Raw genomic sequence first — 25,956 nt, 5'->3', positions numbered from 1 at the left:
TCAGTTGAGTGATTTTGTCGACGTTGTCGACAACCTCCAGGAGATGCTGTTGCATCTCCCGAAGGCCCATTTCATTAATTGAGTTCCATGTCTTCTAATTTGACGCTTCCTGTACCTGCTCCTACCACAGCTAGTGTGATACCGTCTTTTGGTTGCTCTTGGTCCAAGCGGATTCGTTTTAAGTTGCTAGATGATTTCTTTTTCATCGCCATCCCTCCTCCCTCGCGGTTTAAACATAATGATTATGTTTGCTCAGGTTATTCTGCTTTCCCAACGAAACCCCTGCTTCCTTGCAACAAACTCCATATTGGGAAATGTTTTCATTACTATTTCACTAGGCGGAAACCCTCATTTTAGACAAATTTACTAATAAAGCTTTTTACAAAGATAACCCCGTCCATCGCCAATACGTATTAAAAAATATGACGATTAACCCAAAATAAACCAATGCCAGTAAGCAGCTCAAACGAAATAAGTCATTCGCCTTAAAACTCGGTTTTTCTTCAAAATAAATTAAAAGCGCTTTAGAACTAATTGGAAAAGTTAAACAATAATTAAGAGCAACCATTTTCATAAACAGCAACGCTTGTGGATTGAATCCTTTTGCTAGCGCTAAAGCTAACAATGGCGGGACAAGTATGACCGCTCTCGTAGTATGGGAGGGTATGTAAAGGTGTGCGCTCATACAAATAGCAATCAGAAAAAAGATCGTCAAGGATTCTGAATGGATTAAATACCGTTCTGCTCCTTCCAACAGTAGCTGTACGGCCCATTCTGCTGCTCCTGTTTGCATCAATGCTTCCCCTAATGCAATTGCTGCCCCTACGTAAAGAAGCAAATTCCATGAAACAGCCTCTACCCCTTCTTTCCACTTAATTACCCCTATCTTAGGCATAAGCAAAGTGAAAGCGCCAATGATCGTCACGGTCGCTATGTGAACCCCATGGGTCGCTTCAGTTAGCCACAAACCCATCATGGCGACTATGACTAAAACAGTCCGTTTTTCAGCAGAAGTCATAGGCTCTGACATCTGATTTTCATTATGGAATTTCAGTTGCCGCGCCCGTTTGTCTAAAAACAACCACCCAATCATCAAGCAGGCACACATACTGGCCAAAAAGGCAAAAGGCATCCCCCATATTAGCCACTGGACAAACGATATACGCTCGTGTCCGAGTGTCGGCAAATAGTCATTGGCAATCAAATGGGAGCTAGCACCGATCAAGGTTGCATTTGTTGCCAAAAGAATAACAGTCGGGATTAATAGCGCAAGCGCTTTTGTAAAACGCTCGTTATCCGCTTGTTTCGACAAATCCCGATATAGGGGCAGCAGTACTGAGGCCCGTCCAGAAGTGGAGGGAATGAACAACGTAAGCACTTGGGTGATTATCGTAACAACGAACAGCAGCAAAAATGTCGAGCGCGCCTTGGTAGTGAGCGCAAACGACATTCGTTTGGCCAAGCCCGTTTTCTGCATACAGGCGCCAATCATAAATGTCCCTAACATTAACCAAATTACGTCAGAGGAAAGAGATTCAAAGAGCAATTCCTGCGGGACAGCTCTCGTGAGAACAAGCAATAACAGTGCGCCTAAAGCGACCATCGCTGGTGGAAGAGCCGTAAACAGCCAACAATAAATAGCCAATATTAACATCATGAGAGACATTCTGCCGTCGGCCGTAAGCTCTGATGGGGTCACGGCTAACGACAGAACAACAGCTGCAAAAAGCACCTCCCACTTCCCGCGCTTGCGCTTATTATCGGAATTTACAAAACGTTTCCTGCGTTTTGTCCTCACTCTCTTCGCCTCGATCGTCATGACGCTTTCCCGCCTTGACCTTCTTCCTTATCCGCAAGGGACAAGCCCACTAATACCATCCTTATGGATGCTTCTGTGCAATCGCGAATCCATTTTTCTGTTTTTTCCATTGCCGTCTCTAAACTTGACGGCGTTTGCAAAATGCTCGTAAAAACGTCAATTCCATGACGGTAATTGATGTTGGCTCCTTTCCCAATTGTGCCAGCAATCACGATCACCGGTTTACCATAACTTTTTGCCCGTGCCGCCACCTCTGCTGGGATTTTCCCTTTTGGTGTTTGAAAATCAATGCTTCCTTCTGCCGTGAATACTAAATCGGCTTGTTGGATATGACGGTCAATGTCTAAATATGTCAAAATCACTTCATACCTTGGATAAAGTTTCGCTCCCAATAATCCATGAAAGCAAGCGCCTAACCCTCCTGAAGCACCACCTCCTGGAATGTCCCTTACACGGACGCTAGTTGTTTCCACGATTTGTTCTGCCAAATTTTCAAGACCACGATCCAATAAATCAATTTGCATCTGGTATGCGCCTTTTTGCGCCCCAAAAATACGGGAAACCCCATTTTTTCCACATAAGACGTTATGCCAATTACAGGCAACATCTATGGGGATATAAGCTAGACGGCGGTCTATGCCACTAAGGTCAATAGCAGCAATAGATGGCAAAACAACAGCCCCCTTCCTTGCGTCGACTACCGATCCAGTTTGATCGAAAAAACGAATGCCTAACGCTTGTCCCATCCCTATGCCCCCATCACTAATGCCTGAATCGCCGCAGCCAACAAGGATACGCTCCGCCCCAAAATCGAGGGCTTTTTTGATCAATTCCCCTACACCAAATGATGACGTGAACAACGGGTTCCTCTTCTCTCTCGGTACAAGTTTCAACCCCGCAGCTTGAGCAATTTCAATCACAGCCGTACGTTTCTCACCAGTGCCCAAAAACCCAAATATCGCTGTCACTTGTTGGTTTATTGGTCCGGTCACCTCCGCTGAATGCAATGTGCCGTCCGTCCACGCTACCATCGTTTCTGTAAACCCTTCCCCTCCATCGACTAAAGGGACAGAGATCACCTTCGCCTCAGGCAAAACCCGAATAATTCCCTCCTTCATGTTGGCAGCGACTTGTTCTGCGCTGACACTCTCTTTAAAGCCTGATGGAGCCAAGACAATATTCATAAGTGATCACTCCTAACTTTTATAGACCAAGAATAAACAGCAAAAAATAGAAAGCGCTGTGAAGTATATGAAAAGACGATTAAAAAACGGTTTTATTTTGCTTAAAACCGATATAGAGCAACAAAAAAAGCAGCCAGGCATAATGCCTAGCTGGTCGTATAAGAGTGGTTTATTATAATTTAGTCATCCATGTCCACTTTTAAGACTTCTCCGCTTACAGCAGCAATATCAATGGTTGTTTCATCATTCTTGCCGGTTTCGACTTCGATTTCATACACATACTGGCCATCCTCTTTATCCACTTCCACTTCCGATACGGTACCATCTACTTCTTCAAGGGCCCGTTTGATGGCTTCATCGGTGGAAAGCGCATCAGCTGGCAGTTTGCTGCCTTCGTCGTCATCTTCGTTATCCTCGTCGTCTATGCGTTCACTTTTCCTTTGTTTGACCTCGCCCGAATCAGCAGCAATGTCAAATTCATATTCTTGGCCGTCTTTGTGGATTTCTACTTCATAGTGATCTTCCCCGTCATCACGATCTCGCTCCAATTGCAGAATATGGCCGCCTCCTGTTTCACGAATGGCAATCTCCTCAGCTTCTTTATAAGTGATGCCTGACTGATTCTCTGCCTTTTCATTCGCTAATACGGCATCACTACTCAAAGCGTATCCACCCAACGCAAGCCCACTGATCAAAACGGTTCCCGCAAGCACCAAATTCATTCGTTTCATCATGTTCCACTCCTTTGTTGTTGTTACGTTTATCATAAGCAACAAAGATTAAAACAAAGGAAAGGAAAGATTAGAAAACAATGAGAATCTCTTTAAAATGTGTTTAGTCATTAAACAATGATTAACCTAGTGTCACACAAATGTTTCTAGCCCTACCTTGCTGTCTAGTGTCAACCAAGTCGTTAGTGAAAACGAACTTTCTGCACTGGCGTTGTCTTTTCTAATCATCGTCACGGCCTTCAATAGCGACGCTCTCAATCGCCCCGGTAAATGCATTGACGACAATTGTTCCTTCTTCGCGGTCTGTTTCAATTTCAATCTCATAGACAAGTAAACCATCTTCTTCGTCTAGTTCACTGTCGACAACCGTTCCATTCAACTCCTCTAAAGCGATTTGCTTTGCCTCTTCGACGGAAATTTGCCCGCCAGTTTCAACTGGTTTTTCTTTGGAACGTATGACGTCACCGTTAACCCCGTCAATGTCCACTTCGATTTTTTGGCTGTTCTCTTTTTCTACAATCACTTTATAAACGTTCCTTTTCTCATCATAATCGATTGACTCAACTATGCCGTTCCCTTCAGTAGCAGCAACTTTTTCGGCGTCTGTTTGTGGAATTGGCTCCTGATTCTCTCCATCATTTGGCAGGTTGTCATTGTTCTTCTTTTCTTGTTGAAGCTGCTCAATCTTTCCAGTGGCTCCATCAACAAAAAGCACATACGTATTGGCGTCTTCCTCTAGTATAATTTTATATTGCTCTTTTCCCTTGGCGTGCGTCAGTTCAGAGGAGACAATGTTGCCGGCATATTTGGCACTTACTGTTTGCCTGACTTCCTTTTCCGTCAAAAGCGGGTCATTTGTCCCCATTACGAGCGTAGTAATACCAAATACAGCTGCTGTAGTAACGACAACAATGCCTATTGCCCAATACCATTTCCTTTTCATAGCCATCCTCCTCCCTTCCCATTTTCCCACAACTTTATTACAGCTACAGGAAAAAGACATTAAAATCTGCTGAGAAGCTCATTGATTCAGGTGCAGCGGAAGATAAACAGTTGCGGTTGTCCCTTCGCCCTCTTTGCTTACAAGCTCGATCTTTCCATGATGGGCGTCCACGATTCGCTTAGCAATCGGCAGTCCTAAACCAGTTCCACCTGTTCCCCTTGTGCGGGACTTATCCACGCGGTAAAAGCGATTATACACGTTGTCTAATTCATCTTTCGGAATGCCTATGCCCCTGTCTGTTATTGCGATTTGTGCTTCGGCTTCAACTGAGGCAACCGTGATTTTGACAGGCGCGGCACTGTATTTGATGGCATTGTCCAATAAAATAAACAGCAGCTGCTTTATTTTTTGGGGGTCGCCTTCCAATTCAACTTTGTTTGTGGCTGCGTCTACAATGATTGACCGTCCAAATGCTCTCTCTAAATTTAGCGCAGATTCCTTTGCCACTTCCACTAAGTCGATTTTTTGGCAATCAATTTTAAACTGTGACTCATCTTCGGCCAAGAGCAACATTTGCTGGGCCATTTCCTTCATACGGACAGATTCTGAGTAAATGGCCTCTACCGCTTCTTCCAAAACCTCAGGCTTTTCCTTCCCCCACCTTTTCAACAATTTGGCATAACTTTCCACGACCGTTAATGGCGTTTTTAGCTCGTGGGAAGCGTCGGAGACAAATTGTTCTTGTTTTTTATAATTGGTTTCAAGCAAATCCATCATTCGGTTAAACGTTTGCGCCATTTTGGTCAGTTCGTCATTTGACTTCTTTTCAAACGCGATACGTTTAAATGTGCCACGTTTTTGGATTTCCTCCATTGTCTGGATCATGGCAGCAATCGGATTAACAATCAAATTGCTTAAGACGCGCCCGCCTATAAAAGAAGGAATTACAATCATTAAGATAGCGATCGCCAAAATGACTTGCAACACTCTGAGCGTATTCTCCATAGTCCCCTGTTTTTCCGTTAGTTCAAGGGACACTACTTCTCCATTCTCCCAAATGACTGGGTGAGCCGCTACAGTATACAACTCCCCCTCTATGCGGTGCATTTCGCTCTGTTCCCCTTCACGGTAAACCGTAGGTAGCTCTGTCATCTCTCGACTTCTCGCTACGTCAAGCAAACTTTTTCCATCTTCCGATATGATCCGAATCATCGAATCGGCAGGCAAATAAGCTCTTAGAAAGCGAGGCATATCCAAACTGGCATCAGCGGTGTGCAATGCCTCGGCCATATTATCCATTTGTGTTTCAGCACGCTCAACTGCTTCATTCTCCATTGTTTTTTGGAAAACGACATAAATCGCCCCATTTGCCGCCAACACTAATAAAAGCAGCCAAATAGTGGAGAACAAGGTAATCCGGTTTTTAATATTCATCGCTCATTCCTTCATCGTATAGCCAACTCCCCGGACCGTATGGATGTATGGCTTAGAAAAGTGTGTGTCAACTTTTTTGCGTAAATAGCGAATATAAACATCGACAACGTTCGTTTCTCCGTAATAATCGTATCCCCAAACGTGCTCGATGATCTGTTCGCGGCTCAGTACTTGGCTTTTATGAGAAACAAGAAAAACGAGCAAGTCAAACTCCCTTGGCGTCAATTCTATCGGTTTAGATCCTCTTGTGACTTCCCTAGTTTGCACATCGATTGCCAAATCGCCTAGTTCGTACCGCTCCTCTTTTTGCGAGGCCTTATAAGCCACTGACATGCGCAAACAGGCACGAATCCTCGCAAGCAGCTCTTCAATTTCAAAAGGTTTTGTAATATAATCATTTGCCCCTAAATCGAGGCCGCTAACTTTATCAGGCAATGAATCGCGTGCTGTTAGTAAAATCACTGGCGTCTTACTTATGCTACGGATGCGTCTCAACACTTCCATTCCGCTTAATTCAGGAAGCATGACATCGAGGAGCACCAAGTCCCATTGTCCTCTTTTAAAAGCTTCTAACCCAGAAAACCCTGTCGATGCCGCTTCTGTTTCATACCCTTCGTGTTCAAGTTCTAACTGTATTAGTCGGGCAATCTTTCTTTCATCCTCAATAATCAAGATTGATTCTCCGCTCATTCGCTCCTCCGTTTCTCCCTGTTCCGTCCCTCTTTTCTGGATAGGATACTCGAACCAGCCAGTTTTTATAAAATCATAGCACAGGAGGGGACAATACAAAAGGCATGCCAATTAGGCGTTTTGCCCCTTATTATACCTGTCCTTTCTCACCACATTGCGCTGACCTTTTCGCGCTTATGTCCGTTCGTTTACTAGCTATTACAGCGAAATAACACTATTTCCATCACCTTACAAGTAGAATACTTCTTGCCAATTCTTCTTAACGTATTTCCATCAAAACCTTCCTATTGACTTGTTAATACTACTTGTTATAACATGTGTGTATAACAAGTTTAGGAGGAGAAATGAATGGAAACAAAAGCGGAAATTACACGTTACTTGGATTATTTGACTGAAACATGGAAGTCTGTCACGGAAAACGAAATTGACCACATCAATCAAGCTGCTGAGTTCATTTTTAATTCTTGTAAAGACGGAGGTCGTTTTTATGTGTTTGGATCTGGCCACTCACATATGATTGCCGAAGAAATCTATATTCGTGCCGGAGGGTTAGCCTATGTAAAAGGAATTTTACCTCCAGAATTAATGTTGCATGAGATGCCTAACAAAAGTACCTATCTAGAAAGATTGGATGGATACGCCAAAAGCATTCTAAATCTATACAAAGTAGATGAAAAGGATACATTAATGGTCGTTTCGAATTCAGGAAGAAATAATATTCCTGTAGAAATGTGTTTGGAGGCAAAGAAACTAGGAACGAAAGTGATTGCATTGACATCAATGGACCATGCAAAAAATGTGTCTTCTCGTCACTCCTCCAATAAAAAAATACATGAAATTGCAGATGTGACGATTGATAATCATGCTCCTAAAGGAGACGCTGCCTTTCAAATGCCTGGTATCAAAGCAGGATTAGGACCAACCTCTGATTTTACAGGAATAGGCATTGCCCAAACGATTATCATTGGTGTGATCCACAAGTTAAAAGAAGCTGGATTGGATGTCCCTGTATTCCAAAGTTCCAATTTAGATGGTGCAGACAAATATAACGATCACCTATTCGACACTTACTACGGTTACTGGAAGTAATCCCTTATCCTTCTCAATTTTCAAGTGAAATGAACATACATGTTATAATAAGATGTATTAAATTTTCTTTAAGGACTGAAAAGGATGAAGGAAACATTACCGAAATATCAAGTTGTAAAAGAATATATATTGGCGCAAATAAAAAAAGGGGTTTATTTGCCTCATCAAGTTATTGAATCGGAATTAGAATTGATGGAAAAGCTGAATGTCTCAAGAATAACCATTAGAAGAGCGTTAGAGGAATTGGTGCATGATAAAGTATTGACTAAGAAAAAAGGGGTTGGCACATTTGTGAACCCCCTTCCTAAATACACGGGTTTTAAGCCAGGTGTAAGCTTTACTTTGGAAGCAAAAAACAGAGGGATGCAACCCTCCACCGAATTATTACAATTAACAAAAGTGGTTGCTGATGATCAACAGGCAGATGATATGCAAGTGGCGATTGGCGATCCATTATGGCTAGTTGAGCGGATACGGTACGCAGACAATATCGCTGTATCTTATGAATTAGAGTATTTTGATCATCACTTGGTGGGAGAACTTACAGGAGAAATATGTAAGCATTCGATTTATGAATTTTTGGAAAAAAAGGGCGTTGAATATGAGTTTGTCGATCAAAAAATTTCTGCAGTGTTAGCTGACGAGACGTCCTCTGCTCATTTAAGTGTTCCTATAGGGTCTCCACTCATATCAATTAAAAACATTGCTTGTTTAAAAAATGGCAAACCGTTTAATGTTGGCTTTGCCTTATATCAAACCAATTCCTTTTATTTAATGCATACGATTTATCGATAACGACAAAATGGCCCAATCAAGCATTAAGCTTTTCTTTCGTAAAGGAGAATCATACGATGAAAGTAATATTGGTGTGTAGCGATTACCAAAAAAAGATGTTTCCATATGATAAAGAATGGCAAACGGCTTGTCTAGAAATTTTAAACACGCCAAATATGATTCGGCAAATTGACTTTTTTCTACAAAATGGCATACAGCCAAATGATATATATGTGTATCTATCCTATCAGCACAACCAAGTGATTCCTCTTCTTAAACCATACGAAGGCATTCATTTAGTTAAGAATTATAAAGACTTCCGAGAATTTCTTTCAGCATATGCCTCGACCTTTGATGATCAAACACTTATTGTGAAATCTGATTATGTATTTGTCAACGACGATCTCCATAAAGTGATAAACCACCAAGGCACAGACTTTGCATTGTTAACCGAAAAACAGGAAAGTACGAAAGCCATTTGTGCAAAAGTGGCAAATGAAAAAATTACTTATTTTTTAGGGCATCCTCGAGATCATTACGTGACACACGAAGTTGCTGGTATCTATTGTTTAAGCAAACAAGCATTAGATTATGTTATTCATAGTTCGAATGGGTTTGATAAAAGGATTTCTGGTTCTATGATACCTGATCAGTTTTATATTGAAAACGGCTTAAATCAATTTATTGAATCCGGAAATCAAATTAAAAGTGTCATTGCTCAATATAAAGTATTTCAACTATTGTTTCCGTGGAGTATTCTCGATGCCAATAGTTATCATCTGAATCGATTAGTCGCCCTCCTTTCAGAAAAGTCTATTAGCTCCAGTGCGAAAATCGAAGCATCTGCTTCTATTAATGGGAAATTGAAGGTGGGGGAAAACTCCTATATTGGAAAAAATGTAATCATTAACGGCAATGTCATTATAGGCGAAAATGTTGTCATCGACAATGGGGCCATTCTAAACGGCAATATCCTCATTGGAGATCATTCGTATGTAAAAGATTATGCAAAGATTGAGGGGCCAACAGTAATTGGTAAAGACAACAAATTTGGTCACAACGCAGAATTCAAAGGCGTTTCTATGAAGGGTGTCTCTGCCATTCATTATAGTGAAATGTTTGGTGTTATTGGACGTTACGTAGACATTGCGGCAGCATGCGTATGCGGCATTTTGAGATTTAATGATACAGAACAACCTCATAAAATCTCAGGCCAAACTTACACAGCAAAAAATTCAAACGCCGTATTTATAGGGGACTATACCCGTACAGGAATCAATAATGTATTTTTACCTGGAAATAAAGTCGGTAGTAATTCCGCGTTATACCCTGGCTTAATTGTTGAAAAGGACGTGCCTCATGAAACCATCGTGCTCAAAAAACAAGAAACTGTTGAGCAGCATTGGGGGCCAAACAAATACGGTTGGTAATCGTTCAAAGTGATTCTTGATGAAAAATCACCTCTTTGTTAAGCAACCGACTAAATTTAAAATGGCTCCCTACTTCATTTAGAAAAATAGCCTACTAGCATTACAAAAACATTACACAGGTCGTAGCCGTTATTGAATGGTCTATAAACGATTAAGAGATATTCCTTTAATCTAACTTACTTGATTATGCCCAACTGATCTCCATTCGGTTGGGTTTATTTTCTCTCAAAAGGACTATTGAAAAACATGAGAGGGTATTGCCATAACTGTTCCACTCTCCGTTTAAATAGAGAGCGAGTCTCACATCTACTTAAACGTGACTACCCCGTTTATAAGAATTGTTCCGCGCCGATTTTTCGCATCGGATTGAGGCTTCCAATCTTGCATTTCACCCCATTTATAGTCTCTCCTACCCTATACTATTATTCTGACTGTTTCGCTGATTACTAGCTATTACAGTGAAATAACACTATTTCTATTCCCTTACAAGTAGATTACTTGTTGCCAATTCTGTTGAAAACGGCTTTTGCTTTCTGTATAGTGTGTACTTGCGAACACAACATCCCCTTTTTAACTCGTTATGTTCTAAAACAAACAAACTAGTGTTGGGGATTCACTAGTTGAATAAGGAGAGTGCAAGACATGAAAAAACTAATCGCTTCACTTGCAGTAGTCGGCTCAATGCTTATTGCTTCTCCTGCTTTTGCTTATGAAGTACAAAGTGGAGATACGCTAAGCGGCATTGCTAACGATAATCAAGTTTCAGTAACGGCATTAGTGGAGGCCAACCCGCAGATTTCTGATAAGAATCTGATTTTTGCTGGGCAACAGCTAAATATGCCAGGAGCTGAAGAAAACAACGAACCGCAATTGAAAGGCGAGACGGAAACAAATGAACAGGCTCCTTCTGAAACCGATTCTAGCCCGAAGGAAGCTTCAACCACTTTGACTGTTGAAGCCACTGCCTATACAGCCAGTTGCAATGGTTGCACAGGTGTTACCTATACAGGAATTGATTTAAATGCCAACCCAAACCAAAAAGTAATCGCAGTTGACCCTAATGTGATTCCTCTTGGCAGCAAGGTCTATGTTGAAGGCTATGGTGAAGCCATTGCCGCAGATATTGGCGGAGCTATTAAAGGCAATAAAATTGACGTGTTTATCCCTAATGAAAGCGAAGCTTTGCAATTCGGCCGTCAAGAAGTAACCGTCCACGTCTATTAAACAAAAAAACGGGCGCCTGCTGGCGCCCATTGATTAAAAAAACGTTTATCTGCTAAATAAATAAAAAGGCTCTTTAGCGTTTATATACATAGTCTGAACCTCGTTTTATCGTCATTATTGCCCTTGTTCTTGCATGAAATGGCGCATAGCGCCAATGAGATTGGCGTTTCCTTGGAAATGACAACATTCAAAGCGTGGCATTTGAAGGGTGTAGCCGTAAAGTTGATCTTTCAATTGCCTATAGGCATGGCCGACACCGTCCAATAAATCATCACGTGCTGAAATGCCACCGCCAAGCAATATTTTTTCTGGATTGTAGACATAGTGGACATTGTGGATACCTGCTGCTAAACAAAAGTAAAAGGCATCGATGGCCTTTTTTGCAGCATGATCGCCTGCTTCATAAGCAGCAAACACATCACTTGCGGTTAAACGATCCCCTTGCTGATCTGTCCACGTTGCGTAGCGGCGGACAATAGCAGAAGCCGAGGCCATCTCACTAAATGGCACAGCTGTTCTCTGAACAGGGTCAATGGATAAGAGTGTGTACCCTAACTCCCCACCAAGTAAATCAAATCCCCTGTGCAACTGGCCGTCTTTGATCAACGCTCCGCCAATGCCTGTGCCAATGACGATTACAGCCAAATCCTTGCAGTCTACACCGTTCCCTTTCCACACTTCAGCTAATGCTGCGCAACAAGCATCATTCTCAATCGAGACGGCAAGTCCAGTCGCTCGCTGAATTTCTTGCAGCAAATGGCCTTCGTGAATGTAGGGAATCGCGCTTGTCCCTTCAATCGATCCATGTTTTGTGACCGTGCCAGGTGAACTGACTGCTATTCCTTTTGTGCCGTTACGGCCTGCCCAACCGCTAATGAGCGCCAGTAGCTCTCTTTTCGTTGCCGGTGTTTTGATTTGCTCATGAGCAAACCAGTTGCCCTGTTCGAAAAAAGCTCGCTTGATATATGTGCCTCCAAGATCAATCGCTAAATACATCGTTTTCCCTCCACAAAAAACGGGCAGATGCATCTGCCCGGCTTTGCCTATTCTTCCATAACCTCTTTCCATTCTTCGTACTGTGCCTGTACCTCATCCATTACTTTTTCGAGCCCCGCGTCTTCCATTCGTTTAATGGCCATTGGCACGTACTCCTCCGGATCAACGCTTCCCGTATAAATTGGCGCCAAATATTCGCTCGCGACATTGGACAAATTGGCGATTTCTGTTCGTACGTTGGAAGGGTCAAAATGGAAACCAAGAATTGGCGATGGGACCGCCGATTCATTAAACGTTTCAAATGCTTCCCATTTGTCTTCTGGCTCATTTTCAAACAACTGCAAAATAAAGTGGTTGCCTAAAGCATAAGTCGGCATGTTGTAATTTTCGACTCGTGCTGGTAAGTCACGGATAATCCCTTCCTCTACTTGTTCATAGTGGGTCCCTTCTATACCGTAGTTTACGAGATTGCGAACATATGGGTCTGTGTTTAATAAATTTAAAAATTCAACGGCTTTTTCTGGATGACGCGAAGTGGCAGAAACGACTTGCAGCGAGCCAGTCACCGATTCATTTTTAATAACGGGATCATTGATCGGCTGTGTAACGATTGGGTAGCCCGCATCACGTTCCCATAAAAGTTCTGCATATGGATTGTATTCTTCTACACGGACAAACCAGTTCTCGACATTATAAGGCCATGGATCATTCGAACTGGCAGCATCGGCTGGAATATAGCCTTTCTCATAAAAGTCGCGGATTGTGTTAAACACCGCCATCGCTTCTTCCGTTTCCAGGAAGTTAATGGCTTGTTCCGTATCCCCTGTTAAAGGAAAAGCAACGGGCATGTCTGCTCCAAGCACATAGTCAAATGGCATGATTGGTTGGAACGTGCTCGATGCAGGGAACGGGGTGATTTGCGGTTCATTTTCCTTTATTTCGGCAAGCATCGGTTCCAAGTCTTCATAGCTGGATACTTGCGACGTGTCAAAGCCGTATTTCTCCACTAAGTTTCCGTTAAAAACAAACACGCGCTGCTGCCCTATTTCTTTATTGGCTGGAATCCCGTATAATTCACCTTCAATGCTCGCTCCTTCAAGAAGCGCATCATCAATAGCCTCTTTCATTTCTTGCCCATGTGAATCAAGTAAATCGTTAAGCCCTAGATAGGCGCCTCTTTGGGCATTTAACGTGTATGTTCCCCCTGATGCAAAGGCGATGTCAAAATTTTCTCCAGAAGAAGTAATAATATTCATTCGTTCATCGTAATCGCCCCAGTCCACTTGTGTCATATGGACGCGCACACCAATTTCTTCTTCTGTATAAGCATTTAATTCAGCCATGACATCATTTAAATCTGGCTGTGGCGTGCCAATCATATACCATGTCAATTCCGTAACGTCGCCAGCATTATTGTTGGCTGGTTCGTCACTGGAGCAGCCTGCTACAATCAGCGCAACAGCAGAAGCTGCCGCTGCGATTCTTAATGTTTTCATGTAAGTGCCTCCCCCTTTTGCAAACATCCTTATTCTTTCACCCCGCCAATTGTCAGGCCGCTAATGAAATACTTTTGAAAAAACGGGTAGGAAACAGCGATCGGCAATGTCGCGATGACCACCATTGCCATCTTAGCGGCGTCCTGCGGGATCGTTGAATAAATTTGGTGCGCCGCTGCGCCTAATTGGGTGTTTTGCCGCATGAATTCCATATTGTTTTCAATCCTCATCAATAGCGATTGCAGCGGTACCAAGTCAGGATTGTCTATAAACAGCAATGCATTAAACCAGTCGTTCCAGTAACCGAGCGTTGTAAACAGCGAAATGGTGGCAATACCAGGAACCGCCAGTGGAGCAACAATTTTAAAAAATATGCGCCATTCTCCAGCTCCGTCAATGCGCGCTGACTCCAAAATCGACTCGGGTACGGAGCGCATAAAAAAGGTGCGCATGATAATGATGTAAAACGCATTCATCGCAAGGGGAATAATGAGCGCCCAAATCGTGTTGCGAAGGCCTAGCACTTGCGAAACGACGATATAAAGCGGAACGAGCCCTGCTCCAAACAACATCGTAAAGAATGCAAAAAATGTAAAAAACTTACGGTAGCGAAACTGCGGCCGAGATATCGCATAAGAATAAAGGGCAATCATCGAAACGCTTATGATTGTTCCTAGAACTGTTACTACAATGGTAATGCCATACGATTGCAGCAACTGATCACGCATATTCCACAAATACGTGTACGCATCTACTGACCATGACTCTGGGATCAGTTGGTAGCCATTTAACGCTAACGATTCTTCGGCTGTAAATGAAATAACAATGACATAAAGGAACGGAAAGATGCACATAAACGCAGCCAAGCCAAGAATGACGACCATAACGGCGTTTGTTTTTGGCCCAAATGTGTGGGCATTTCCTGCTTGCTTGCGTATGCGAGCAGCGGTCATTTTCCCAGTCTCGCGGTTTGTCTCCATTTGACACCTCCATTCAATCGCAACATTGGCAATGACGATTCATCACACAACGTTTTAAAAAAGCGCATAATCTGGATCTATCTTTTTGGCAATATAGTTGGTCAATAGCACTAAAATAAAACCAACAAAAGCTTGATAAAGCCCAGCCGCCGTCGTCATACTAATGTCGCCCATTTGCATGAGCCCACGGTACACATATGTATCGATGACATTTGTCACCGAGTACAATGTGCCGGAATCACGGGGCACTTGGTAAAACAAGCCGAAATCAGCACTGAATATTTTGCCGATATCGAGAATCGTCAATATGACAATGAGTGGCATAAGCGCTGGCAGCGTCACGTGTTTAATTTGTTGCCATTTGTTTGCCCCATCAATCATCGCTGCTTCATAATAATCGCGATTGATTCCAGCAATGGCAGCTAAGTAAACAATGCTAGCAAACCCAACACCTTTCCAAAAATTGATGAACGTTAATACAAATGGCCAATAAGCAGGCTCATTGTACCAAGATATCGGCGGAATATTAAAAAAGCCTAAAATGGTGTTTGCTAATCCCCGATCCATGCTTAAAAACGTAAACACAAAGTAACTGACGACTACCCAGGATAAGAAATGGGGAAACAACATGCCTGTCTGGTAGATCTTGGCGAGCTTCCGGTTGACAAGTTGGCTGAGTAAAATCGCTAACGCTACAGCTAAGATAAGGCCAACCACTATAAATACAGCATTGTACAATACTGTATTTCTCGTAATAATCCAGGCGTCGCTTGTTGAGAAAAGAAACTGGAAATTCTCCCACCCGACCCATTCGCTTGTACGAATGCTTTCGATAAATCCGTCTGGATGATAGCGAAAATCTTTAAATGCCAATATATTGCCTGCCATCGGCAAATAGGCGAGCAACAAAAACCAAATCGTTCCAGGGAGGACCATTACAAGCCATACCCGGTTATCATAAAGATGTTTCATAAAACGTTTCATGACCGCCTCCTTTCTTCTTTTAAGAAAGCCCTTACATTCATTGTAGCAAGGCATTTGTGTCGCATATACTGAACAATGTTTACATTCATTGGACGAATTAAGGGTTTTCACTTAGCCGTACAACATGCCTAAATTCATTAGGGGTTACCCCGACTTTCTTTTTAAATTGCTTGTAAAAATAAGTGGCGTCCGCATAACCGACATCTTTTGCAATCTCTCCAGCTTTCCGTCTACTCTCGGTTAGTAGCTGCTTGGCCAGAGCAATCCTTTTCTGGTTGATGTATTCAGAGAAACTTACTCCCATTTCCCGTTGAAACAGTTGCCCTAAATAGATTGGGTTAATAAAAAAACGCTGTCCCAGTTGCTTGAGCGATAAATCGGATGCGACATGCTCGTCCACGTAGGCTAGCACTTCTTGCAATACAACGTGGCTGACTTCCTGCTTTTTTTGCAACTCGGCGGCTTTGTGTTCAATCAGCCCATTGACGATATCTAGCAGCTCTGAAAGGATGGGCGCTTGGAATAATTGTTGCATGTCAGCCATGCCTGAACGCTCGCTTCCCATTTGTTCGGTGACTAATATCACTTCTGCGGCGATTCGCCTGGCCGCCTCCCCATCGATGCCGTTACCGACAATGGCCGCCTGCGCCCATGCTTTCGCCTCTTGAACCTCCCCGTCCGTCAAATGCTTTTGCAGACGAGAATAGTGGACGCGGCTCTCGGCAGGCACTTGTTGCAAAAACCGCATCGCTTCCTTTTGTGTCACGATTTCCGTTTGGTTAAACAATCCACGTTTCGTTTTAAAAGCAGAGGCGACATCCAATGTTCTCGTTAACGGGGACAAGCTTTTGTGTTCACACTCTCCTTTCACAAGCAGGAAAGGAACGGCGAACAGGTCGTCGACAAGCGTAATAATCGAAGTGATTGCTTCCTCTGTCAGTGCTGTGTTTGTCAGAAGAAAAAAATCATTTTCCGGCGTCCGGCAGCAAACACCTGGAGCAATGACCGCTTCCGCTTGCTGTTGAAAAAGCTGGATGGCTTGATCGTCCAACTGGTGGATGGCTGGAATCACGAGTACGTTTAGCTGCCTAAAAAAAGAGCTCTGGCTTGGACGATACAACTGCATCCGTTCTTCGTATTGCTGCCTTCCCATCTCTCCTGTCAGATAGCGCCATATGGCGTTGTCGCGTAAAATGAGCGCAGCCACTTGCTCTTTTTGCTCGTGCTCCCGCTTCCGCTTTACTTGTGCAATGGTTGCCACCAATTCACGGTCATCAACCGGTTTGAGCAAATAGTTTTCAATCCCCAGCTTTAAACCGCTTCGGACATACTCAAAGTCTTGGAAACCAGACAACACCACCCATCGCGTAGAAGGCTGGATGTTCTTCCATTGCCTGATCAATTCTAACCCGTCACATTGGTGCATACGAATATCGGTAATAACAAGATCGCACGGGAGCTCGCTATAGCAAGCCAGTGCCTCGCTTCCATCAAGCGCTGTGCCAATGACTTTACAGCCGATTTCCTCCCACTCAATTAAACGTTGTAATCCTTCGACAATTAATGGTTCATCATCAACAAGCAGGACTCGCATCACAGTCGCTCTCCTCCCTTTCTAATGGACATGTTAGTTGGACAGAAGTGCCCTCACCAGCCACGCTATGGATGGATAACCCATAAGGCTGTCCATATTCCAGCTGAAACCGTTTATGGATGTTGGCCAACCCGATAGACTGCTCGATATGTTGGTACTCTTCCTCACGTAGCTTCGCTTTTACCGCTTCTAGGCGCTCGCTGGTCATGCCTTTGCCGTTATCGTGTACAACGATCGTCAACACATCTTCCTTTTGCTGAATCGCGATATGCAGCCGATTGTCCTTTTTGTCAGGCATAAATCCATGGATCATGTAATTTTCCGCTAATGGTTGTAAACTAAACCTTAAGATACTGTCCATTAACAATGAGGAATCAACTACATATTCAACCGCGAGTGCATGTCGGTACCGTTGCTCCATTAATGCCATATACTGCTTCGTATGTTCCAATTCTTCGCCTAACGTAGCACTGCGGTTTTCCGACAAAGCGTACCGCATAATCGAAGCTAAATGAAACGTCATCGCTCCAGCATCAGTGGCACCTTCAATCACTGCTTTCATGCGGATCGCCTCCAGCGTATTATAGAGAAAATGAGGATTCATTTGCGCCTGCAGCGCCCTCATTTCAGCTTCTTGCTTTTTTAATTCGAGTACATAGGATTTGTCGATATAGCGCTTTAACTCATCTAGCATCCGATTAAAATTCCCAGCAATCGAGCCTAGTTCATCTTTTTTATTTTGTAAGCTCATATCAATCCGCGCTGATAGATCCCCTTGCTCAACGAGCTGCATCGATGCTTCAATTCGTTGCATCCGCCTGGCGTAGCGACGCATAACGAAATAGCCAACGGCAACCGTGGCACACGCAACGGCTATTAATAATGCAATGGTGGCGTATACGAGGGAACTCAATTCCGTGATTTCAGACCGTGGCACCACCCCTACATAGTAGAGACCTCTGTCTCCATCCTGCTCCACTTTGTAATAGAAAGTTTCGCCGTTTTTCACCATTTCTTTGTAAACGGGCCCTGAGTCCTCTTCTTGTGGCAATTCAAGCGGATCAGGCCTGTTGGCAAATAAAAGCGTTCCGTCTTCCTTATGCATTTGGAGTAAGCCGACATTGTTCGCAGACGCCACTGCTTGCCGCAATGCTTCGCTGCTATAATAGGCGGTAAGCTGGCCAATCCCAGTTGTTGAGGAACCATCATTAATGGGCCGAGTTAAGGTAATCGCTTGCTGCTCGCCCTCCTTTTGAATCCGATTCCAATTCGCATATTGAAACACATAAGCATATACTTGATCTGTTTCATAACTGGTCAAGGTGATGGCATCAATGGCGCCGTCTCCATAATAAAAGCCGCGCATAAACGATTCGACGTTGCTCGGCACAAATGAGCGCTGCAGTGAATATTGATCCAGTCTGTATTCCAAATACGTTTCAGGGTCATTTTTTAATGCAACAGCTATCGACTCAACAAGCTCTGGGTAAAAATACAATTCACGTAAGTGAGTCGCAAGCGAGCGTTCCCGTTCAGCCATATAAACAGCCAGAGCTTCGACTTGTTTTTCATTGGCTTCAAGGGATCTAGTTATGAAGTCATCGGCTACATATTTTGCGATCAGCACAACGAGCAAGCTAATAACAAGCAAAATTATAATGGAGTACATTGCTAAAATCCGGTTGAAAATTTGGTATCTTGCGCGGCTGCGCAGCCGTCTCCCTTTCATCGCCAAACCACCTTTGATTGCGAAAAAGCTTGGCAGAGCATGCTGCCCTCCAAGCCATTTCATTATCGTGTTTATGCCGCCACTGTTTGTTCCATTTTCGAAAACATTTTTTTACAGACAACGCTGCTCCAATACGAAGGCCAAACGATCGCAAAAAAAGGCAATAGTCCCGGCATATGGACCATCATCCATACCGCTGCGCCGATGCCCGTTGCCAGCATAAGCATGGAAAAAGGTTTTGAAAATACCATTGCCACAGACTGGAACAAATACGCTTTTGTTGGCAGTTCATAATGAACATAAATGAAAAAAAACAGCCATGTGCTTGCCAGTAATGAAAAAAGGATAAATAAAATAAAGTAATGGGCTACCATCATAACCGTTCCTGGAACGATAACGCTAATCCGCAAGTTTGCCAGGAGGATAAGTGCCAGTACAGCAAACAGAGCGCCCACCTGATTGCTTGTTGCAAACGATTGTTTGTATGTTTTCCAAAAAAGGGTCCACATGGGCGCGTCTTGATTCCCATGGGCCCACTTACGCGTTACTGCTGCCACAGCGGTAGTAGCAGGCATAACTCCCAACAGACCGAGCCCAGCAACAATGCCTAAAAGCCATAATCCGTTTAACTTCATCATGTTGTATATCCACTCTGAAGCCTGGAAAAATACACGATGCATAGCTATGCCTCCTCTGCAAGGGGACTTCCTTTAATCCATTCGCCGCATAAGCTAAGGACAAACTCACTAAAAAGCGAATTGGACCAAGCGAACCATTCACGCGTAAAGACAGTGGAATCTGACGCAAAAAACCCTTCATGCATATAACCCGTGCCTCCATCGGTTGCCTTTAGCGTGTTCAAAATTGCCTGCTTCTCTTCTACTGTGCTTGCTGTCAAGCCTTGCATCGATAAGGCAATATGCCAAATATAATGATCTGGCGTGTGTGGGCTTCCGATGCCAGAAGCAACTTCTCCTTCGTAGTAATACGGGTTTTCCCTTGTAAACAAAAAGCGCCGTGTATTCTGGTACCGATCGTCATCTAATCGGCAATAGCCTAAATAAGGAGCAGCTAACAAACTAGGGACGTTGGCGTCGTCCATCAGCAACGTTCTACCGTTTCCGTCCACTTCGTATGCATACATCGTGCCATAATAAGGATGTTCAAAAGTTCCATGCCTTTCAATGCCTTCCTCGATTTCAGCTTTTAAAACAGCAGCCTTTTGTTTGAGGTCTGGGTCGTTCCAAACAGCATCGCATATTTCGCCCAAATAGCCAAGCACGACCGCGGCAAACATGTTTGCCGGCACCAAATAGCCGTACAAGCAAGCATCGTCGCTTGGGCGGAATCCGCTCCACGTCATGCCTGTATACGATACTTCTGTCCCTTTCCCGTTCCGGTTCAGTGTATCCGATTGCCGTACGCCTTTTCTTTCAAACCGATACGGCGATTTCTGTTCATGACGTTGCTCCACTTGCCATGTCTCGATAATCGATGCAGCCGCTGTGCGGAAAGGAGCATCGAAATGGTCTGTTATGCCGGTTTGTTTCCAAAACAGGTAAGCGAGTTGGATCGGGTAGCAAAGCGAGTCGATTTCATACTTACGCTCCCATATGCGGGGACCCATCTCTGTCATATCCTCTTGGTGCCCTTGGCCATTGGCTTCTTTATTAAAAGCGTTTGCATACGGATCAAGCAACATAAATTCCACTTGCTGCTTTAACACCCCTTTAATCAGAGCAGCTACTTCTGGATCATCAGCCGCCAACAAGTACGGCCTGATTTGCGCCGCAGAATCGCGAAGCCACATAGCAGGGATATCGCCGGTAATCACAAACGTCTTGCCATCTTCACCTGGCTGCAGCGTGGTTTCATACGTGTTTAGAAACGTTTGTTGGAATAACCGCTGCAGGTAGGCGTCTTCAGGAAACGCCCCGTTCACTTTTTCGATGAGCCGGGCCAAGCCCGCTGGGATGCCCTTCACGGTGTGTTCACTCCTTTAACAAGGTATGTTTTCATTTGATAGGGCCGGACGGCTTCCGACTGAACTTCGCCCAAATCTTCCTCCAAAATGGTAGAGCGCGATAATAAGGCACCATTCCGCCTTTGGACCATTCCTTCTCCTAAACCAGGTTGAAATGCACGAATAGCTGCCGCTTTTCCGTCCTCGGCTAGCTTGATTGAGGTAATGACCATGTTTTCTGCCTCGATCGGAACGGCTTCAAAGAAATGGGGCAAGCTCCCTCGGCTAGCCTTTACCTGCTTGACGACAGGGTGTGTGTAGGCGTGGTAAATGTTTGGCAACATTTTACTTTTCCGTAAATCACCTTGCGTTGGATAAACCGACCATTGCGCCGTTTGCTTCCCTTGGCATTGAGCGCCGGCTGTTGGAAAGTCGCCCCAATCGCCCATTTCAGAAACCGCTCGTAACAACGTAACCGCAATCGCATAGTCGCTTTTAGGCAACACTTCGTATTCGTGCAAGCCAAAAGAGGCAATTGCCACTCCACGCTCTTCATTGCCGACGGCAACATACCCTTGCATATGGTGGTCGTAACTTGGATTCTCCCATTCTTTTGACGGCGTGTTGCTTCGTTCAGCCACTTCGAACACACTGCCAGCTAAGTGCGTTTGACAACGGGCGCCAGTTGGGTAGAGAACACGGATCCGATGGTCAAGTGTTTGATTGTCGATCGTCCAATTGACAAAAAGCCTAGGACTGTTTTTTTGCAGCGATAATGTCGTAACCATTTCACATGTGATCTGCTCATCGCTTCTGCCTGCTTGCCTGTTAGGGTGCCAGCGTAACTCCCGCTTTTCATCTACAAACGATCGATCTGCCGACTTAGGCAGCTCCCATTTGTGGATAATTGCGATCCTTGCCTCAAGCGCTGTATTTTTCACGATTTTAACTGTCGCCTGGTGGCCTTTTGTCGTTAAGCGCGTCCCATTTGCTTCCTTGTACATATATTCATTGCCGATATCGCCGCTATCTTCATAAATACCAAGGTACGGATAATGGGTCCCTGTTTGTTTGCAGATCATATCATAGCTGCCATTATCGTGGATCGTTACCTTTAGCCACTCGTTTTCCAATGACCGCCCGTCAGCAGTGGCAATCATTTCTCCTTTTGCTTCCTGCTTGCCTCGAAGCACATAAATCGTTGTATAACCAAAAGCGGGAAGTTTTACATGGGCTTGCATGTTTACGTGTCTAGCGTAATAAGGCTTTCGGAAGCCATCGTCAGGCAATTCGTAACCAAAAGCTGTCTCCATTTGCGTAAATGTTGCCTCTACTGGATTCCCTGCACGATCAACCACTTTGAAAACAGGAAATGGCTTTTCATCAAGCTCCTGGAGCATCGCAGCAAACAGTTCTCCAGTAAAATATTTTTTTTCAAAAGCAATATTAGTCTCTACGACCGTTTCACTCGCGTGGCCACTGCCGTTAAAGCATACGACTGGAATTGCTTCTTCTCCAAAACGGGTCGTATCAACTTGCTCAGCAAGCCGATCAATGGAGGCTTCTGCCAGACGCTCTGCCAGTTGGATTGTTTTCTGAAAGCGAACCACCATTTCTTCATGAACTTCATCGACGCTGCATCCGCAAATGCTGTCATGGGGATGGTTTTCCATCAGTTGCTTCCAGGCATAGCGTACATATGCCCCATCCACTTCATGTCCGAGCAACCACTCAATCGCAAGCAGTGGTTCAACTTGTTTTTCTAGTAGCATTTGCGCTTTTTCATTTAATTGCTTCAAATAAATACGGCTCGAAGCTGTGTTGACTAGCGTTGACCACCCGTCCGTCCGCTGGTTCCGCAGTTCCCCTGTGATCGTTTGTATCGTTGGCGGTAATTCCGTTCGTACTTGTTCAATATAAGATGTAAAATCTGATTGAATAAATTGTATATGAGGAAACAGTGCTTGCGCTGTCTTAATCGCTTCCGGCAAATTCCGTTGCACCGGCTGGTGGTCGCAGCCATTCATGAAGAGCAAATGGCTCGTCGAGGCATATTTTTTTGCATCAGCCAATTTCGTTGTCCAGTACGCTTTTGCCTCATTTTCATTAACAGGAATTTCATTTCCATTTGAATACCAATTGGCAAACAAGATGCCCAATACCGATGAACCATCCGGCGCCGACCAATTCAGTTCTGAATAGGGAGATTCAAACGCTTTGGCATCAGAAACGGTATTATTAAAGCCCGTTGGCTTCACGCCCCGTCCAAATGCAGCAGCAGTTATGCCTGCTTGTTTAAGAAGCTGTGGGGCTTGGCCATAAATCCCGAACGTATCCGGAAAATATCCAATGAGAACGGGTTCGCCAAATCGTCTGGCATCTGCCATTCCATATAGCAAATTGCGCACATTTGCTTCTGCGCTTGTCAAAAAGGCATCTTGGAGCACATACCACGGGCCAATGTTCAACTTGCCCGCCTGAACCCATTTTTTTAGCGCCTCTTCCTTTTCTGGGTGGACAGCAAGATAATCGGCTAACAGGATCGTTTGTCCGTCCAAGTGAAAACTTGCAAACGATGGATCCTGCTCAAATTGGGCCAGCAGCTGATTCATAAGTACGACAAAGTCATGGCGATGATGTTCAAAAGGCCGGTACCACTCTCGGTCCCAATGGGTATGGGCAATAATATGTGCTGTTGTTTTCATTTTCTCCAATCACCCTCTCAAGTAAGCGCATTCATCATTAACGTACCAATTTTTCCGAAAGGCAACAAGCGCCTGTTAAAAGGTGATAAACAAATTCCAATGAATTTAACATTAATCCACCAAATGAAAAAATACAAAAGAGGTGTCAAGTTTATTGACACCTCACAAGGTCGCTAACTTCAAAAATAATAAGCGCTTATAGCAAAGAGAAGAGTTCGATCCGTGTCTGCATCCTAAAACGAGCCGCTTTTTATGTCGATCATGCGAGCATCACTTGGCACAAATGTTTCACTTAGTGCTTCTACATGCAGACGCACGTCGTTCTGTTTGCTTTCCTCGACTAGGCCTTCTAGGTAAATTCGATCTCCAGCAGATGTGCCAATTAGCTCTTTGCCGTGCTTTGTTTCTTTATAAACGCGGTAATGGTGGACGTTGCTTTGTTTTTCCCATACGAGCTGAATGCCACTCGGGTCTGGGTCGTACTGGCGTACGTTCACGTTTGGAGCGGCAGGCTTTTCGCTATCAGCACCTACGGCCAGTTGTCCAATATAGAATTCTGCCAGCCCAGTCTCATTCCCTTCCGCTGCAAATGCCAGCCCTGTTATCGTCTGACCAGCAAACGCATCCAGCGGCAACGTCCACTGCGTCCAACCATTTATCGATTCACGCTGTTCTCCTTCCACATAACGGAAGTCCTCTTCCCCATCTAAACGGAAGCCCACATTTAAATCGTTGCCGTGCTCGCTTTTAAATGTCCACGTTAGCGAAGTGCCTTCGCTTATCGGCAACTCTGTTTGATAGAGCTCGATTTGGGCGTGTTCTCCTTCCGCTAATGAGCCATGCCATTGTAACGAGCTTCCCCCTTCAAACGCTTCTTCCCAAGAAAATGTTGCCTCTAAATCGCCGCCATGCTGAATCCAGCGCCATGTCGGCAGCACATCTTGAAGGCTGCGGTTATTCCATTCCTGTTCCGACACAGTTTTGCCTTCTGCCGAAAACTGAGTGCCGCTGCCCGTATTAAAGTGAGTCACAAAGGGTACCGAAGTAGCGGTGCTTTTCGCGGGAAACCAGTGCGCCATGCCAGGCCAATTTGACTGGCCGTCTGTTTCGGCTGGATTTCCTGTCGAGCCAACCCAAAATTGTAGTTCTTTTTCATAAAACGCTTCCATTGTTTCACTTGACTGAAATGCCCAATCTGGACGGTATAACCCGAGTGATGTATGCGCCTTTTCTCCTTCAGGAAACAGGCCTTCCCACTGAACAGGGGTACTTGTCCCTCGTGCTTCCACATCCACTCCGGCATAGAGGTCATACGGAGACCTGCCAAGTGCTTGTGCCAATTCGTTCGATTGGCGCTGGTCACGCCACCAAAAGTTCAAAAACATGCTGTCAGCGACGCGGGTCGAGCCATTTTGCAAGTACATTTTATTTCGATCCGTTAAATGGTTTTGCCAGGCGATCGCCCCTGTATCAATCATCGAGTCATACCACATGATGTGCATGCCTTCTGGCTTTTGTTCCTGCAAATAAACGAGAAAAGCTTGCATGGCTTCGGCTGTTCCTTCGTCTGCCCCTTCTGTTTCTTGGTTAATAAACCAGCCGTCAAACCCATAATAGTCTGCGACTTCTAGCAATTTGTCAGCAAGGGGGAATGAACCGTCCTCCTCTTGCTCTAACATTTGTTCTAGCCACTCTAGCTGCCCTCCATAAACCGTCGGCGGGAAGAACACATTTCCTAAAATCGGCACCCCATTTCGGTGCGATGCATCAATGACATCGGCACTTGGCGGAACGATAATGCCTTCGCCAGCTGAACCAGCCCAATAAACCATCAAATCTGTATAATGCCAATAGCTGAACGTATTTTCATAGAAAACTGGCGCTCCTTGCGATGGAACACCTGATGTATGCCTGTTTAGCGCGGACAACGAAACAAGGTGTGCGTCCTTGTCTGCATTAGCATTTACCCTATCCGCAACGCGGCCTGGTTCCAGCGGAACATGGCTTCTGTTAAAGGGTGCGTCTGGATCACTGTCTGGTTCCCATTGGGCAAGTTCCTCTGGAAACCAATGGGAGGACAGCGGGCCGTTGTACGTAGATGCGGCAACTGGATCATCATGGAGCAATACACACGCTGTGCAAACAAGACCGACTAAAAAAGCTTTTCTCAAACTTTAGCTCTCCTTTCGAT

21 protein-coding genes are annotated in these 25,956 nt (G+C 44.4%); 4 read left to right on the top strand and 17 right to left on the bottom strand.

What is annotated here, in order from left to right:
- Positions 1 to 74: 74 nt before the first annotated feature.
- The 7 genes from N6H06_RS12190 to N6H06_RS12160 all read right to left on the bottom strand — a co-directional run bounded on the left by N6H06_RS12190 (position 75) and on the right by N6H06_RS12160 (position 6,801).
- A complete protein-coding gene (locus N6H06_RS12190; RefSeq protein WP_011245356.1) occupies positions 75 to 206 on the bottom strand; it encodes a hypothetical protein in 132 nt (43 codons plus the stop codon).
- A 173-nt stretch (positions 207 to 379) separates the two neighbouring features.
- Complete coding sequence (locus N6H06_RS12185) at positions 380 to 1,819, bottom strand: SLC13 family permease (protein WP_263706838.1); 1,440 nt, start codon at positions 1,817 to 1,819, stop codon at positions 380 to 382.
- Entirely contained in the window at positions 1,816 to 3,003 is a 1,188-nt protein-coding gene (locus N6H06_RS12180) for a glycerate kinase family protein (protein ID WP_263706836.1), read from the bottom strand. Before N6H06_RS12180 ends, N6H06_RS12185 begins: the two co-directional genes overlap by 4 nt.
- A gap of 179 nt (positions 3,004 to 3,182) precedes the next feature.
- Positions 3,183 to 3,734 (bottom strand): PepSY domain-containing protein, encoded by a 552-nt coding sequence (locus tag N6H06_RS12175; protein WP_062748520.1) that lies wholly within the window; start codon positions 3,732 to 3,734, stop codon positions 3,183 to 3,185.
- A gap of 220 nt (positions 3,735 to 3,954) precedes the next feature.
- Positions 3,955 to 4,677, bottom strand: a complete 723-nt coding sequence (locus tag N6H06_RS12170; protein ID WP_263706835.1) for a PepSY domain-containing protein — start codon at positions 4,675 to 4,677, stop codon at positions 3,955 to 3,957.
- A gap of 78 nt (positions 4,678 to 4,755) precedes the next feature.
- The gene (locus N6H06_RS12165; RefSeq protein WP_062748524.1) at positions 4,756 to 6,111 is read right to left on the bottom strand and encodes a sensor histidine kinase; all 1,356 of its coding nucleotides are present in this window, start codon (positions 6,109 to 6,111) and stop codon (positions 4,756 to 4,758) included.
- A gap of 3 nt (positions 6,112 to 6,114) precedes the next feature.
- Entirely contained in the window at positions 6,115 to 6,801 is a 687-nt protein-coding gene (locus tag N6H06_RS12160; RefSeq protein WP_062749100.1) for a response regulator transcription factor, read from the bottom strand.
- Positions 6,802 to 7,149: 348 nt separating this feature from the next.
- Here N6H06_RS12160 and N6H06_RS12155 point away from each other — a divergent pair, with 348 nt between their 5' ends.
- The 4 genes from N6H06_RS12155 (at position 7,150) to N6H06_RS23085 (ending at position 11,318) form a co-directional block, all read left to right on the top strand.
- Positions 7,150 to 7,890: an SIS domain-containing protein gene (locus tag N6H06_RS12155; protein WP_062748526.1), complete on the top strand. Its 741-nt coding sequence runs from the start codon at positions 7,150 to 7,152 to the stop codon at positions 7,888 to 7,890.
- A gap of 84 nt (positions 7,891 to 7,974) precedes the next feature.
- Positions 7,975 to 8,685, top strand: coding sequence for a GntR family transcriptional regulator (locus N6H06_RS12150; protein ID WP_062748528.1), 711 nt, complete (start codon positions 7,975 to 7,977; stop codon positions 8,683 to 8,685).
- A gap of 56 nt (positions 8,686 to 8,741) precedes the next feature.
- Entirely contained in the window at positions 8,742 to 10,094 is a 1,353-nt protein-coding gene (locus tag N6H06_RS12145; RefSeq protein ID WP_062748530.1) for a DapH/DapD/GlmU-related protein, read from the top strand.
- A 642-nt stretch (positions 10,095 to 10,736) separates the two neighbouring features.
- Entirely contained in the window at positions 10,737 to 11,318 is a 582-nt protein-coding gene (locus tag N6H06_RS23085; protein ID WP_318527552.1) for a 3D domain-containing protein, read from the top strand.
- 114 nt (positions 11,319 to 11,432) lie between these two features.
- Here the strand turns inward: N6H06_RS23085 and N6H06_RS12130 are convergent, their stop codons facing one another.
- The 10 genes from N6H06_RS12130 to N6H06_RS12085 form a co-directional block, all read right to left on the bottom strand.
- Positions 11,433 to 12,314: an ROK family protein gene (locus tag N6H06_RS12130; protein WP_263706826.1), complete on the bottom strand. Its 882-nt coding sequence runs from the start codon at positions 12,312 to 12,314 to the stop codon at positions 11,433 to 11,435.
- A 47-nt stretch (positions 12,315 to 12,361) separates the two neighbouring features.
- Positions 12,362 to 13,810, bottom strand: coding sequence for an ABC transporter substrate-binding protein (locus N6H06_RS12125; protein ID WP_263706824.1), 1,449 nt, complete (start codon positions 13,808 to 13,810; stop codon positions 12,362 to 12,364).
- A gap of 29 nt (positions 13,811 to 13,839) precedes the next feature.
- The gene (locus N6H06_RS12120) at positions 13,840 to 14,694 is read right to left on the bottom strand and encodes a carbohydrate ABC transporter permease (protein WP_238583345.1); all 855 of its coding nucleotides are present in this window, start codon (positions 14,692 to 14,694) and stop codon (positions 13,840 to 13,842) included.
- Between the two features lie 150 nt (positions 14,695 to 14,844).
- A complete protein-coding gene (locus tag N6H06_RS12115) occupies positions 14,845 to 15,774 on the bottom strand; it encodes an ABC transporter permease (protein WP_062748535.1) in 930 nt (309 codons plus the stop codon).
- A 97-nt stretch (positions 15,775 to 15,871) separates the two neighbouring features.
- The gene (locus tag N6H06_RS12110; protein WP_062748537.1) at positions 15,872 to 17,368 is read right to left on the bottom strand and encodes a response regulator transcription factor; all 1,497 of its coding nucleotides are present in this window, start codon (positions 17,366 to 17,368) and stop codon (positions 15,872 to 15,874) included.
- Positions 17,349 to 19,097 carry a sensor histidine kinase gene (locus tag N6H06_RS12105; protein WP_193754499.1) on the bottom strand — a complete coding sequence of 583 codons (1,749 nt, stop codon included), beginning with the start codon at positions 19,095 to 19,097 and terminating at the stop codon, positions 17,349 to 17,351. Before N6H06_RS12105 ends, N6H06_RS12110 begins: the two co-directional genes overlap by 20 nt.
- 71 nt (positions 19,098 to 19,168) lie before the next feature.
- Positions 19,169 to 19,777, bottom strand: a complete 609-nt coding sequence (locus tag N6H06_RS12100; protein ID WP_062748541.1) for a YesL family protein — start codon at positions 19,775 to 19,777, stop codon at positions 19,169 to 19,171.
- 2 nt (positions 19,778 to 19,779) lie between these two features.
- Complete coding sequence (locus N6H06_RS12095) at positions 19,780 to 21,081, bottom strand: glycoside hydrolase family 125 protein (protein ID WP_263706819.1); 1,302 nt, start codon at positions 21,079 to 21,081, stop codon at positions 19,780 to 19,782.
- On the bottom strand, positions 21,078 to 23,765 hold the full coding sequence (locus tag N6H06_RS12090; protein WP_263706817.1) for an alpha-mannosidase: 2,688 nt from the start codon (positions 23,763 to 23,765) through the stop codon (positions 21,078 to 21,080). Before N6H06_RS12090 ends, N6H06_RS12095 begins: the two co-directional genes overlap by 4 nt.
- 233 nt (positions 23,766 to 23,998) lie before the next feature.
- On the bottom strand, positions 23,999 to 25,936 hold the full coding sequence (locus N6H06_RS12085) for an endo-beta-N-acetylglucosaminidase (RefSeq protein WP_213029157.1): 1,938 nt from the start codon (positions 25,934 to 25,936) through the stop codon (positions 23,999 to 24,001).
- Between the last annotated feature and the right edge of the window lie 20 nt (positions 25,937 to 25,956).

Source organism: Shouchella tritolerans, from assembly GCF_025770735.1.
In the GTDB taxonomy this organism is placed as follows: Bacteria; Bacillota; Bacilli; order Bacillales; family Bacillaceae_D; genus Shouchella; species Shouchella tritolerans.
This window is presented reverse-complemented; position numbering and strand designations above follow the sequence as displayed.